General features: G+C 55.8%; 11 protein-coding genes. 6 read left to right on the top strand and 5 right to left on the bottom strand.

Annotated elements, in window-relative coordinates:
• Positions 1–356 precede the first annotated feature (356 nt).
• The 3 genes from ACQKLP_RS11515 to ACQKLP_RS11505 all read left to right on the top strand — a co-directional run bounded on the left by ACQKLP_RS11515 (position 357) and on the right by ACQKLP_RS11505 (position 3,677).
• Positions 357–1,844: a DUF5723 family protein gene (locus ACQKLP_RS11515; RefSeq protein WP_427322902.1), complete on the top strand. Its 1,488-nt coding sequence runs from the start codon at positions 357–359 to the stop codon at positions 1,842–1,844.
• 10 nt (positions 1,845–1,854) lie between these two features.
• Positions 1,855–3,150, top strand: a complete 1,296-nt coding sequence (locus ACQKLP_RS11510) for a bifunctional folylpolyglutamate synthase/dihydrofolate synthase (RefSeq protein ID WP_427322901.1) — start codon at positions 1,855–1,857, stop codon at positions 3,148–3,150.
• Between the two features lie 89 nt (positions 3,151–3,239).
• A complete protein-coding gene (locus ACQKLP_RS11505; RefSeq protein ID WP_427322900.1) occupies positions 3,240–3,677 on the top strand; it encodes a DUF4822 domain-containing protein in 438 nt (145 codons plus the stop codon).
• Positions 3,678–3,730: 53 nt separating this feature from the next.
• Here the strand turns inward: ACQKLP_RS11505 and ACQKLP_RS11500 are convergent, their stop codons facing one another.
• The 5 genes from ACQKLP_RS11500 to fbp all read right to left on the bottom strand — a co-directional run bounded on the left by ACQKLP_RS11500 (position 3,731) and on the right by fbp (position 7,314).
• Complete coding sequence (locus tag ACQKLP_RS11500) at positions 3,731–4,282, bottom strand: NUDIX hydrolase (protein ID WP_427322899.1); 552 nt, start codon at positions 4,280–4,282, stop codon at positions 3,731–3,733.
• 12 nt (positions 4,283–4,294) lie between these two features.
• A complete protein-coding gene (locus ACQKLP_RS11495) occupies positions 4,295–4,825 on the bottom strand; it encodes a YfiT family bacillithiol transferase (protein ID WP_427322898.1) in 531 nt (176 codons plus the stop codon).
• Positions 4,826–4,856: 31 nt separating this feature from the next.
• A complete protein-coding gene (locus ACQKLP_RS11490; RefSeq protein WP_427322897.1) occupies positions 4,857–5,621 on the bottom strand; it encodes an ABC transporter ATP-binding protein in 765 nt (254 codons plus the stop codon).
• Positions 5,622–5,720: 99 nt separating this feature from the next.
• The gene (locus ACQKLP_RS11485) at positions 5,721–6,248 is read right to left on the bottom strand and encodes a CAP domain-containing protein (RefSeq protein WP_427322896.1); all 528 of its coding nucleotides are present in this window, start codon (positions 6,246–6,248) and stop codon (positions 5,721–5,723) included.
• Between the two features lie 58 nt (positions 6,249–6,306).
• The gene (fbp, locus tag ACQKLP_RS11480; protein WP_427322895.1) at positions 6,307–7,314 is read right to left on the bottom strand and encodes a class 1 fructose-bisphosphatase; all 1,008 of its coding nucleotides are present in this window, start codon (positions 7,312–7,314) and stop codon (positions 6,307–6,309) included.
• Positions 7,315–7,468: 154 nt separating this feature from the next.
• On the opposite strand from fbp, the gene ACQKLP_RS11475 reads away from it, so the two are divergent.
• The 3 genes from ACQKLP_RS11475 (at position 7,469) to ACQKLP_RS11465 (ending at position 14,217) form a co-directional block, all read left to right on the top strand.
• A complete protein-coding gene (locus tag ACQKLP_RS11475; RefSeq protein WP_341839122.1) occupies positions 7,469–8,734 on the top strand; it encodes an aspartate kinase in 1,266 nt (421 codons plus the stop codon).
• A 443-nt stretch (positions 8,735–9,177) separates the two neighbouring features.
• Positions 9,178–12,447, top strand: a complete 3,270-nt coding sequence (locus ACQKLP_RS11470) for a SusC/RagA family TonB-linked outer membrane protein (RefSeq protein WP_427322894.1) — start codon at positions 9,178–9,180, stop codon at positions 12,445–12,447.
• 18 nt (positions 12,448–12,465) lie between these two features.
• The gene (locus tag ACQKLP_RS11465; protein ID WP_427322893.1) at positions 12,466–14,217 is read left to right on the top strand and encodes a RagB/SusD family nutrient uptake outer membrane protein; all 1,752 of its coding nucleotides are present in this window, start codon (positions 12,466–12,468) and stop codon (positions 14,215–14,217) included.
• Positions 14,218–14,258 lie beyond the last annotated feature (41 nt).

Below are 14,258 nucleotides of genomic sequence, written 5' to 3'. Positions count from 1 at the left end.
ACCGGTTTACACTGGGAACCCAGTACAATACTAGCTGCGATGCACTGAAAAACAGTCCGGCAGCGTTCGCGCAGTAGATACGATAAGTCGGGATTTAGGGGATTTTAAGTTTTCGCGCCGGTGAACCACCAGCCGCAAGCGAATGGACCTTCCGGCACGATGTGATCCTGCCTTTAAACCACAAGTAACTAACCAGGACAATATTCGCCGGCTTTTCACCCTGCGAGGCTGTCACAAAACCAGGATGCCCCCGAAAATCAGTCCGGCGCCATCCGCTTCTGTTTCAGGCCGCAGGAACGACAGTACGGTAATATCCTTCGGATTTTCACGTTATTACCTATACCTTGTACTATTCTATGCGCAATTCACGTCTCCGATATCTCGCTTTGTGCCTGCTGACCGCTGTTTCAGCGCAGGCACAGGTATTTACCGGCTATCATACGAGCCAGTACGCAGGCGTCCACGCCATTCCGTTCAACCCGGCCCTCGGCGCCGGGTCGCGGTACAAGTGGGACGTGAATATCGTAGGGGCGGATGTGAAGGCCGGCAATACGTATTATTCCTTCGTTAAATCCTCCCTTTTTTCCAGCCAGGAAAAGTTGGTACGGAACGTCGACTATATCCCCGACACTAACGCCACCCGCCGGCAATACGGTTGGGGCAGCGGGGAGATCATGCTGCCGTCCGTCCTGTTTTCCATCGACGAGAAACAGTCCGTCGCGTTCACATGGCGCGTGCGCGGATCGGCCAATGCCGGCGGCGTGGAAACCAACATCGCCAATTTCTTCGCGCTCAACTACCCCAATCCCCGCTTCACCAACCGCAACTTCGCCGCTAAATTCGCGGCGGGCAACGGTCATGCCTGGAACGAATTCGGGTTCAGCTATTCCCGCGTCATCAAAGACGAAGGCGACCATCGCTGGAAAGCGGGGATTACGCTGAAATACCTCGGTGGACAGGCATCCGCTTACACGGTGGTGCGCGACGCATCTTTTACTTTCAACACCACGGAACTGGCCGATATCAACAGCGCAAAAGTGTATTACGCCTACAACGAGGAGATGGATGAATACACGAGCAACGACAGCTGGTCGTCTTACTACAAACCCTTCCAGAACCCCGGCATCGGGGCGGATATCGGGGTAGTGTACGAATGGCGGCCGGATAACGACGGGTTTGGCAGTATGCACGAAGGCGGGCCAGATTGGAATCCCGACGCGGATACCTGGAAAGCCCGGTTCGGCGTGTCTATCGTAGATATCGGCGGCATCAAATACAAAAAGGCCATGGCTTCGGCGAACCTGGACATGACAGCGAACAACGTGATCGTCCGCTCGCTGAACAAGCAGCGGGGCGAAAGCATGCGGCGGTATGCGACGCGCCTCGCCACGATGTTTACACCCATGGAAAACGAAGAAACGTATTACATGAACCTCCCCACTTCGCTCAACCTGTTCGGCGATTACAACCTCAACGACAGGTTTTTCCTGAGCGCAAGCGCCACGCTGGCATTGAACAGCGGGGAGAAAGACGATAACAAGACGAGCGCCCTTACACAATTGACCGTCACGCCGCGGTACGAGCTCCGCAACCTGGGCGTTTACCTCCCGGTTTCGGTAAACAGGTACGGACAGGCGGATGCGGGATTTGCCCTGCGCGCGGGGCCTTTGGTGATCGGGTCTGCCTCCATCTTTTCCACCCTCGCCCGCCGGATGATCAATCATGCGGATGTATTCGTAGCTTTGCGCGTAGTTCCCATCCGTTTCAGTAAATGGTCGTGGGACAAAGGCAGTGACGGAACGTACCGCAAACGCCGGCGCAACCTGGGCTGCCCCACTATTTAGCGAGGTATCCATGAACTATCAGCAAACGATCGATTACTTGTACAGCCGGCTCCCGATGTTCAGCAAGCTGGGGGCTTCCGCGCTGAAAAACGACCTGCTCAACATCCGCCTGCTTTGCGGCGTGCTCGGCCACCCCGAAGCAAAATTCCCTGCTGTCCATATCGCGGGCACCAACGGGAAAGGATCCACCAGCCACATGCTCAGCGCCATCTTCCAGTCGGCCGGATACAAAACGGGCCTGTACACCTCCCCCCACCTGCACGATTTCCGGGAACGCATCCGCATCAACGGCGAAATGATCCCTGAACAAAGAGTGGTCACTTTCACGGAGGAGATCAAACAGCACATCGAAACCATCGACCCCTCGTTCTTCGAAGTGACCGTGGCCATGGCGTTCCAGTGGTTCGCGGAAGAAGGCGTCGATATCGCCATCATCGAAACCGGGCTTGGCGGACGGTTAGACAGTACCAACATCATTTCTCCCCTCCTTTCCATCATTACCAATATCAGCCTCGACCATACCCACATCCTCGGCAATACGCCGGAACTGATCGCGAGGGAAAAAGCCGGGATCATCAAGCCGGATACGCCGGTGGTGATCAGCGAAACGCAGGCCGGGCCCGAGGGCGTTTTCCGCGAAATGGCAGACCTCCACAACGCCCCGATCCTTTTCGCCGACAAGCAATACACCATCGTTAAAAGCGAACCGGGCCAGGAAATGCTCACCGTTACCGTTGCTTCCGCCTCAGGCGAGCCCACATCCACCTACCGCCTCGATCTGCCGGGGCATTACCAGGAAAAAAACCTCCTGGGCGTGCTGGCCGGCGTGAACATCCTCCGGCAGGAAGGCTACCAGCTTACGCAGGAAGCCGTGGAAAAGGGACTGGCAAATGTAAAACGGCTGACGGGCTTGGGCGGAAGATGGGAAGTGATCGGCCGGCAGCCCTACACGGTGCTGGACGTAGGCCATAACGAAGCCGGCATTCGCGCCATCCTCGAACAGCTTTCCCTTGTAAAATTCGAAAAGTTACATATCGTGACGGGTTTCGTGAAAGACAAAGACGTGCCCGCCGCATTGCGTTTATTCCCGCAGGACGCGACGTATTACTTCACCCGTGCCCAGATCCCCCGTGCGCTCGACGAAAAAGAACTGCTGGAAATGGCCAGCCAGGAAGGGTTACAGGGAAATTCATACACCGGCGTCCCCGAAGCGTACGCCGCCGCCAAAGCCGCCGCCGGCGAAAACGATATGATCCTCGTTTGCGGAAGCTGCTTCATCGTAGGAGATATGCCGCAAAAACCCTAGATTCAGAAAGTACCCGATTTTCGATTTTAAACACCCGCCGGAGCCGCGGGGTTCCGGTAGTTTTGATGCATCACCAAAAACGAAGCCTGATGCATCCAAGACTGAGAACTGTATTGCCAATCGCCATCGCCGCATTCACTTTCGCCTCCTGCAGCAAAGACGATGCGCCGGCGCCCGAGCCTGCCAAATCCGGTAACGAAATCCTGTCCTCCACCCGATGGGTCACCACGGTAGTCACCGATTCCGTAGGCAAAGACGTGACCGCCGCCAACATGGGCTTCGTAGGCCTCGCCGATTACCTTCCCAACGGCAACTACGTTTTCTACAACAAAGACGGAACGCCCCGCGGCGATGAGGGTTATTACTTCATCACGCCCGACAATTCCAAGCGCATCCTCGTATCGCGCACCCGGAATTACACCCGTGTGGTGGACGTCGTGAAACTGACCAAAGAGATTTTTACGTACCGCGTGGTGAACGGAAACGGCGCCACCGTGAACGTGGAGCACAAGCCGGTCCAGAAATAACCGGCATTTTCAGCATGCATGAGGGGACAGCTGCGGGGAGCGGCTGTCCTTCTTTATTTGGATCGCAATTCCTTCCACTTCATCAAACCATAAAACAGGCAGGTGCAATGCAGCGACTGAAAAAACGCGTTCTGCGCCAGCCGCGCCTCCAATTCCGCTATGGTAACGATTTCCACGTCGATCTCCTCGTTAAAATCGAGCTGCTGCTCCTGGATTTTCTTCCCGCCCGTAGCCAGGTACATGAATACGCGGTTGGTATGGGTGGAAGGATTGGGGGACGTGGTCCCGAGGAAATGCATCTCATCGAACACATAGCCCGTTTCCTCCAGCAGCTCGCGGCGCATGGCGATTTCAGGCGATCCGTCTTCCGGGTCCATCACGCCGCCGGGGATTTCCAGCAGTACTTTCCCGACGGGGTGGCGGTACTGGCGGACGAGGATCACATTTCCATCGTCGGTAACGGCCATCGCGTTCACCCAATCCGGGTACTCGAGCACATAATATTCAGGTACCAACACGCCGGAAGGCGTTTCACATGTGTCTCTCCGCACGGTGAGCCAGGGCTCGCGGAACAGGTATTCTGATCGCAGTAGTTTCCAGTTCAAAATTCAATCGTTTTACTTCCATCCTTCCCTTTCCTTCAGCTTTTCGATATGCGCCAGGTGATGCAGCCCATGCCAGGAATAATTGGCCAGGTGCTTCGTCAGCGTGTTGGAAGTGTTGTTGCCGGGATGGAAAAATGTCCGGTCCCAGTCGCGCGCTTCCATATGCTCGAGCACGGCCGCCCAACGGGCATGCAGGGCATGAAGCAGGGTGATGGATATGTTGATGGGCGTATATTGTACGTCGGGCAGTTCGGCCCAGGCGGCTTCGTCGTAGGGCTTGATGGTAGGATTATCTTCCGTGAGCGCCAGTTTCAACCGGGTAAAACCGTTCATGTGCGAGTCTGCCAGGTGATGCACCACCTGCGCCACCGTCCATCCGCCGGGGCGGTAGGGCGTTTGAAGCTGGTGCTCGTCGAGCGTTTGCACGGCCAGCTCGATGAGCGATGGCAGGTGCCGGATGTCGTTGATGTAGCGTTTGCGGGCTTCCGCGTTAATGATGGCCGGCGGGTGAAAGCGGCCGATGGGATAGCGTAAATCTTCCATAAAAAAGAGCGATATGCATGTTGACGAATAATCAGTCTTCCCGCAGATCCTTACCGGTCAGCTGGATGAACACGTCTTCCAGGCTGGCCTTTTTCACTTCTTTTTTCCGCTCGAAACCGCCTGCCACGAGCTGGTCTATCAGCGCGTCGGGCGAGTCGATGGCGATGATGCGGCCACTGTCTACGATGGCGCAGCGGTCGCAGAGGAACTCGGCTTCATCCATGTAGTGGGTGGTGATCACGACCGTTGTGCCATTGGCCCTCACCTGCTGGATGAGCGTCCAGAGGTTGCGGCGCGCCTGCGGATCGAGGCCGGTGGTGGGCTCGTCCAGGAAAATGATGCGCGGTTTGTTGATGAGGGTGGTGGCGATGGAGAAACGCTGTTTTTGTCCACCCGAAAGCGCCTTGTATTTGGCTTTGGCTTTGTCTTCCAGGTTGAATTCGCGCAGCAGGGCCATGGGGTCTACGGGTTGATTGTACAATCCGCCGAACAGGTCGATCAGCTCCACCAGGTTGAGGTTCGGGTAATACCCGGACGTCTGGAGCTGCACGCCGATGATCTGCTTGATGGCCTCGGGGTCCCTGTCCAGGTCCAAACCCGCTACCATGACGCTGCCGGAGGTTTTTGGGCGGAGGGTCTCGATGATCTCGAGCGTGGTGGATTTGCCGGCGCCGTTGGGGCCGAGGAGCCCGAAGACTTCGTTCTCGTACACATCGAAACTGATCCCTTTCACGGCGGTGAAATCGCCATACGTTTTCACCAGGTCTCTCACCTCAATGATCCTGCGTTTTTCCATGGCGCCAAATTACGGCAAAAAACGGCAGGGAGGTACAAAAAAAGTACAGCGGCTCCCCTGCCCGGGGAACCGCTGTGTTATAAAACAGGTTAGCAAGTTTTATTTCTTCGCCTGGGGGGCGGGCTTGTTCACGAAAATCTGGGTGAAGAAAACGATGTTCCCTTTGCCCCTGGCCGTTCCGATGCCGATGAGGTTGAAATCGCCGAGCATGTTTTTGCGGTGGCCGGGACTTTTGATCCAGCCGTCTACCACTGCTTCGGCGCTCAGGTTGCCATAAGCCACGTTTTCAGCGGCGGCGCGCACGGTACCGATGGATTTGGAGATATCGTCGATCCGGGATTCGAAGCCTTCGTGCCCGAAACCGGTCCGCCCGCTGGCCATATCCTTACTGTGGCCGCGCGCTTCCTTGCTGAGAACGCCGTTCAGTTCCAGGGGCTTGAGGCCTTTGGACCGGCGGAACTTGTTGACAAAGAAGAGGATGTCTTCATCCATATCGCCCTCGTTGCGCACCGAGCGTTCGGATGTGGAGCCGCTACCGGTAACCGGTTTGCTGCAGGCCATGGTGGAGCTGCCCGTGATCACTGCGGCGGCGAGGAAGAGGATTTTGCAATAACGTTGGTTAAACATGTTGATTAAACGATTTTTTTAGGTGTTCTATTATTGCCTTATCCAAATTCGCGCCAAATTAACGGATCGCTTCCTGGACCCTTTCCACCATGCTCTTCGAGCCGATGAAAATGGGGATGCGCTCATGCAGTTCGGTCGGCTTTACGTCGAGCAGGCGCTGATTGCCGGCGGAAATGGACATCCCGCCCGCTTTTTCCATGATGAACGACATGGGGTTGCATTCGTAGCAAAGCCGCAGGCGGCCGTTCGTATATTTCCCGAAAGCCGGGTACATGAAGATACCGCCCTGGATGAGGGTGCGGTGGATTTCGGCGACCATGCAGCCCACGAACCGGTGCCGGTAGATCTTCTGCTTCGGGTCGGTAGCCACGAAAAGATCGATGGCGTTGCGGACTTTCGGCTCGTAGAGGTGATAATAACCCATGTTGACGGAGAAGATATCGCTGTCGTCCGGCACTTTGAGTTCGGGATGTGACAGGCAGAATTCGCCGATGGACGGGTCGAGAGTGAAGCCCTGGAGGGTGCGGCGGGTGGCGTAAACCAGCATGGTAGACGAGCCGTAGATGATGTACCCGGCCGCGATCTGCTGGGAGCCCGGCTGCAGGAAGTCTTCCAGCGTACAGGGCGTGCCGTTGGGCGACAGGCGGCGGTACACGGAAAAGATCGTGCCGATGGAAACATTGACATCGATGTTGCTGGAACCGTCGAGCGGGTCCATGAGCACCACGTACTTGGAGTTCATGGAAAATTCGTCTTCGAAGGCGATGAACGTGTCGTTTTCCTCGGAAGCCACGCCGGCACAGTAAATGGAGCTGGCAAGGGAAGCGATGATCTGGTCGTTGGCGAATTCGTCGAGCTTCTTGACGGCTTCTCCCTGGACGTTGGTTTTGCCCGCTTCGCCGAGGATGTCGGCGATGCCGGCTTTGTTCACTTCGACATTCACGCGCTTGGCCGCGAGGCCAATGTCTCGCAGGAGGCCAGACAGCTGGCCGGTGGCGCCGGGATAGTTTTTCAGGTCCTGGATCGTGAATTCGTCCAGGTTCATCACTTGGCGGTTGAATTTCATAAACGTGTTTGAATTGATTGGTTTTGGCCGGGCTAAGGTACGGGAAATCAGTCCTTTTTAAGAAATACGTCATTTTTTGGCCGTTGGATTTTTAATCAATTCTAAAGTTGCCGTACTTTGCCGCAGATTTTTTATAAAGAAGAGGGACCAAAGTATGAAGGTTTTCAAATTTGGCGGCGCAAGTTTAGAAACTATTGAGCGCATCCAGCAGGTAGGAAAAATTATCGAAGCGAACGCATCCGGCAAGCTGCTGGTGGTGATTTCGGCGATGGGCAAAACCACCAACGAGTTGGAGAAAGTTGCCCAGAACTACTTTATGCGCAAGCGGGAGATCGCCGCGCAGTTGCTCTTCAACATCGAGCAGCAGCACATCCAGGTGGCGCAATCGCTGCTGGGCGACCGTGAGCATCCGCTGTTCACGCAGTTGCAGCAATTCTTTACCGAAGCGGAATGGACGCTGGGAGAAAAGCCCCTCCGCTCCTACGATTACTATTACGACCAGCTGGTGGGCCTGGGCGAACTGCTCAGTACCGCTATCGTAAGCGCCTATTTCAACCAGGTAGGCATTACCAATACCTGGGTAGACGTGCGCGACGTTTTCCGGACAGACGATAACTTCCGCGACGCCAACATCAACTGGGAAATCACCGAACTGCAGGTGAACCAGAAGGTGCTGCCGCTTTTCAATACGGCCAATATCGTGATCGCACAGGGCTTCATCGGGAGCACGGACCAGAACGAGAGCGTGACGCTCGGCCGCGAGGGAAGCGACTTCTCCGCCGCGGTGTTCGCCAACCTCCTCAACGCCGAAAGCCAGACGATCTGGAAAGACGTGACCGGCCTGAAAAACGCCGATCCCAAGCTTTTCCCCGATACGATCGACATCCCGGAGATCGCGTATAACGAGGTGATCGAAATGGCGTATTATGGCGCGCAGGTGATCCACCCCAAAACGATCAAACCGTTGCAGAACAAGCAAATACCCCTGTATGTGAAGTGCTTCCTGGATATGAGCCTCCCCGGCACCGTGATCCGCCAGGACGTGGACGACCGCAAACTGCCGCCCATCATCGTACTGAAGAAAAACCAGGTGCTCATTTCCATCACATCCCGGGATTTCTCCTTTATCACGGAAGATAAGATCAGCGAGATTTACGAGATCTTCCACGACAAGAAGATCAAGATCAACCTGACCCAGAACGGGGCCATTACCTTCTCCTGCGCGATCGACAACAACCCGGAAAAGATCGAGCTGCTGATCAAGGCGTTGCATGGCGGGTATAGGATCAATTATAACGAAGGACTGGAGTTGCTGACGATCCGCCATTATCAGAACGGGCTGATCGACAAGCTGACGAAAAACCGGAACGTGTTACTGGAGCAGCGTTCCGCGAATACGATCCAGATGGTGATCAAATAAGTCGATCGAACGATTTGCATAACCGCCAGCCAGGGGACGTCCATCCCCGGCTGGCGTTTTTTATTCATAACATTTCAACAGTATTTCACTTTTATTGCCTTTTCTTTCAAACACACCTACTTTTTCATTATTAATTTGTAAATTTTTACTGTACTTTAGGCCCCTGAGGTCATATTCCTGAAAGAATCCAAAGAAAAGAGAGTTATAATTTATTGAATACCAAGACTAAAACCAAAATCCACGTCAAATGCCACCACTATTTCAATTGGTTAACATTTCTTTAATAGTTCCTTAACCTCGGAAGTTAGGCGAGCGCTGGATTAATTCCAATCTTGCGGCCGCAAACGGGACATTCATGACAGCATACATTACCCGCAGGGCGGAACACCGCGCCTGCAGGGCTTCTCATGCTCTTTACACATCAATCTATAAACTACTGTATCATGCGCAACATGCTTAGAAAACTATGCGCGGGACTGTTCCTGACAGGCCTCCTCCCATTGGCCGCACTGGCCCAGCAAGGCGGAGCCTCGATCTCGGGGACCGTATCCAGCCAAAAAAACGAACCATTGCCCGGCGTTTCCGTGGAAGTGAAAACACCGGACGGCCAACGGAAAGGCACCGCTACCGACATTTCCGGTAAATTCCGCCTCGCCGGCCTCCCTGCCGGCACGCCCGTTACCATCACTTTCACCTTTATCGGCTTCGAACCGCAATCGATTACCGGGAAAACCCTCCAGGCAGGCGACAACCCGCTTCCCGCCATCACCCTCGCCGACGCCGCAAAAGGCCTGAACGAACTGGTAGTGGTAGGTTACGGCACCCAGAAAAAAGTGAACCTCACCGGCGCCATCAGCCAGGTAGGCGCAGAAGCCTTCGAAAACCGCCCCGTAGCTAACGTCACCCAAGCCCTGCAGGGCGCCGTTCCCGGCCTGAACATCACGTTCACCGACGGCCGCCCCGGCGCCAACGGCCGGTTCAACGTGCGCGGCAACAACCCGCTCAGCTCCGGCGCCCAGCCGCTGGTGCTCATAGACGGCGTACCCGGCTCCATGAACAACGTGAACCCGCGCGACATTGAAACGGTTACCGTACTGAAAGACGCCGCAGCCGCCGCCATCTATGGCGCACGCGCCGCTTTCGGCGTGGTGCTCGTTACCACCAAAGCCGCCAAAAGAGGGAAACTCACCGTGAACTACGGCAACAACTTCAACAAATCCTACTCCACCGTTTCCACCGACTTCATCACCGACGGCTACACTTCCGCCGTGCTGAACGACGAAGCCTTCCTCGTGACTACCGGTAACACCTATACGCGGTATACTCCCAAAGACATGGAAGAGCTGAAGAAACGCCAGACCGACAAATCGCTCCCCTCCGTGGTGATCGACCGCCGGAATAACAAAGACCAGTATGTATATTATGGCAATACTGATTGGTGGGACGAGTTCTTCCTGCCTGCGCAAGACGGTATGGAGCATAGCCTGAGCATATCCGGCGGAACGGAAAAAGTGGACTTCCTCGTATCCGGCCGTATGTTCAACAAAAAAGGCATGATGCGCCTGAACCGCGACGTGTACAACTCCTACAACCTGCGCACCAAGCTCACCGTGCGCGCCAACAAATGGCTGACGTTCTCTAACAACACGCAGCTCATGATCGGCAAGTACACCTACCCGGGATGGGACCCGAACACGAATTTCGTGAACTCCACCGTGCACGCGCTCCCCTCCTACGTTCCGAAAAATCCCGACGGCACCGCCACCTACATCACCGCCCTGAACAACTACCAGATCGGTGACGGCCTCTTCTCCGACCTGCTCTACGGCAAAAACAAAGGCGTTCAACGCTGGAACGAACTGATGAGTACCTGGGGCGTAACCGTGAAGGTCAACGACAACATCAACCTGTACGCCAACTACACCTTCACGCTGAACCCTGCGCGGGATAACGATAACCCGACCACGGCCAGCTTCCGGCAGACTTCCTCGCCCTACTCCATCTACCCCGGCGTGATCAGCAAAGTGCCCCGGCCCGACTTCCTCCGCGAAGAAACCAACCAGGATTACTACCACGTAGCCAACGCTTATGGCGAGTTCACCAAAAGCTACGGCAAGCACAACGTGAAATTCATGGCAGGTTACAACCAGGAACTGAAACAGTTCAAACGCATCACCTCCGAGCGCGGCGACCTGCTCTCGCAAGACCTGAACGACATCGGACTCGGTTCCGGCTACTACACCATCTCCGGTGCGCAGAGCGAATGGGCGCTGCTGGGCTATTTTGCCCGCGCCAACTACGATTACAAAGGCAAATACCTCTTTGAAGTGAATGGCCGTTACGACGGTACTTCCCGCTTCCCGAAAGGCAACCGTTTCGGCTTCTTCCCGTCTGTTTCCGGCGGCTGGAGGATCAGCGAGGAAAACTTCTTCGAGCCCGTTAAAAACGTGCTGAGCGATCTGAAAATCCGTGCTTCCTATGGCCAGCTGGGCAACCAGGTCACTTCCAGCGCATATCCCTACATCCCGCTGCTGAACCGCGGTACGCTCGATTGGGTGGCAGGCGGCAAGAAAGTGGAATACCTGGCTTCGCCCAACGCCATCTCCCCCAACCTCACCTGGGAAAAGACGGCTTCACAGAACTTCGGCCTGGATGCAGGCCTGTTCCAGAATAAACTGACCCTGAGCTTCGATTACTATATCCGCGACACCAAAGACATGCTCACCAGGGGCGCAACGCTGCCCGTGGTGTTCGGTACCGGCGAACCGCAGGAAAATGCGGCAGACCTCCGCACGAAAGGTTTCGAGATCAGCGTGAACTATAACAGCTCGTTCGACCTGGCCGGCAAACCCTTCATCTGGAACATCGGCGCCAACCTGAGCGATTTCAGCTCCGTGATCACCCGGTTCTCCAACGACAACCAGCGCCTGAACGATTATTACGTAGGCCAGAAATATGGTGAGATCTGGGGATATGTGACCGACGGGTACTTCAATTCCGATGAAGAAGCCGCCGCATGGCAGGCAAAAGTGAACCAGGACCTGGTGGGATCCAACATCAAATCCGCCTCCGGTCAGTACAACAAACTGCTCGCCGGCGACCTGAAGTTCAAAGACCTCAACAACGACGGCATCATCAATAACGGCCTCAACACCCTGAGCGACCACGGCGACCTCGTGCGCCTCGGCAACAACCAGATCCGCTACCCGTATGGATTTAACGGCGGCGCCAGCTGGAACGGCTTCGACCTGTCGTTCTTCTTCCAGGGCATCGGCAAAAGAGACTGGTATCCCGGCGCGAACGCGGATAAATTCTGGGGCCCCTACAGCCGTCCGTATTACTCCTTCCTTCCCACCGACTTCCCCGACAAGGTTTGGACGCCGGAAAGAGGCCAGGATAGCTACTTCCCGCGCCTGCGCGGCTACATCGCCCTCAACGGCAACAACCCGCTCACCAACGTCAACGACAAGTACATGCGCGACCTGGCGTACCTCCGCCTGAAGAACCTCACCCTCGGCTATTCCCTGCCAGATCAGATGCTGAAGCGCATTAAACTGTCGCGCCTGCGCGTTTACGTGAGCGGCGACAACCTGCTGACCTGGACCAAACTGGACTCCAAGTACATCGATCCGGAACAGGCCAACGCCGAAGCTAATGGCCGTGTATATCCGTTCAGCAAAGTGTTCTCCGCCGGCCTGGACCTGTCTTTCTAACCCATCAATCGAACAACAATGAAAAAGCAACTTTCCATATTTGCCATTGCCGCGGCCGGGCTTTTCAGCAGCTGCAGCAAATTCCTGGACCGGCAGCCGCTTTCGCAGGTAGCGCCCGACCAGTATTTCAATAACGACAACGAGCAGAAATTCTACCTGAACTCGTTCTACAGCGCATTCCCATCCGCCGAAGGCGTATACAACGAAGATATCGACAACGTGGTGAAGCAGTCGCTCAGCGACCAGGTGACCGGCCGCCGCACCGTGCCCCTGACCGGTGGTAACTGGACGTGGACGGAACTGCGGAAGATCAATTACTACCTCGACAACTACAACCGCGTGATGCCACAGGCACAGGTGAACCGGTTTGCCGCCGTGGCCAAATTCTTCCGCGCTTACTTCTATTTCGACAAGGTGCAGCGTTTCGGCGATGTGCCCTGGTACACCCACGCTATCGATTACCAGGACAAGGAATCCCTCACCAAGCCCAGATCGCCCCGCAAGGTGGTGGTAGACTCCATCATCGCCGACCTGGATTTCGCTATCGCCAATATGGATGTAGCCACCTTCCCGCAATCCACGGAAATGGTATCCAAATACACCGCCATGGCCCTGCTGAGCCGCGTTTGCCTGTTCGAGGGGACCTGGAAAAAATACCGGAACGAAGCCGGCTGGGAAGCGCTGCTGGAAAAATCGGCCGCCGCGTCGCAACAGCTGATGAGCACCGGCCTGTATAAAATCTACAAATCCACGCCCAACAAGGCGTACCTCGAGCTGTTCGCTTCCATCGCACCGAATAAGGACGAGATCATCCTGGCCCGGACTTTCAGCAACGAATTATCGGTTTGGCATAACGTGAACTACTATACGATCACTTCCTCTTACGGCAAGCCTGGGCTGGACAAGGAGCTGGTGAACAGTTACCTCATGGCGGACGGTTCCCGCTTCACGGACATCCCGCGGTACGATACGATCACGTTTTACGGCGAAACGCAAAACCGCGATCCGCGCCTGTCCCAAACCATCCGCACGCCGGGTTATTCGCGCATCGGGACCAATAACCCGCTGGTGCCCGATTTCGGCGCGAGCGTAACCGGCTACCAGCTGATCAAGTTCGTAACGGACATGTCTTTCGACTCCTACAACCGCTCCATCAATTCCATGCCCATTTTCCGCTACGCGGAAGTGTTGCTGAACTTTGCCGAAGCCAAGGCTGAACTGGGCACGCTTACACAGGCCGACATCAACGCGTCTATCGGGCAACTCCGCGAGCGCGTGGCCATGCCGAACCTGGACCTCGCGGCCGCCAATGCCAACCCGGACCCCTACATGGCCGCGCAATACCCGGCCGTGACCGGCGCCAACAAAGGCGTTATCCTCGAAATCCGCCGGGAAAGGAGGATCGAACTGGTGATGGAAAGCCACCGCTGGAACGATCTCATGCGCTGGCAATCCGGCCAGAGCGTGGTGCGCCAGTTCAAAGGGATGTACTTCCCCGGTGCTGGCCAGTACGACCTCGACCGCGACGGCAAGATCGACGTGCACATCTACACCGGCGATAAGCCGAGCCCCGCAGTAGCAGGTGTCCAGTACTTCAAACTGGGCAAGGACATCGAGCTGGAAAACAATGCCGGTAACGTGCTGATCAACCGCACTACCACCAAAACCTTCCAGGAAAACAGGGATTACCTCCAGCCGATCCCCATCCAGGAACGGCAGCTGACGAACAAGATCCTGACGCAGAACCCGAACTGGAACGACGGTCTGTAGTTCCAAAGCAATTTTTATAAACAGGAAAGGCGCCCCGTACG

Origin of the sequence: Chitinophaga sp. NPDC101104 (assembly GCF_050277495.1) — a bacterium.
Lineage (GTDB): Bacteria > Bacteroidota > Bacteroidia > Chitinophagales > Chitinophagaceae > Chitinophaga.
The sequence above is the reverse complement of the archived record's forward strand: the minus strand, read 5'-3'. Positions and strand labels throughout refer to the sequence as shown.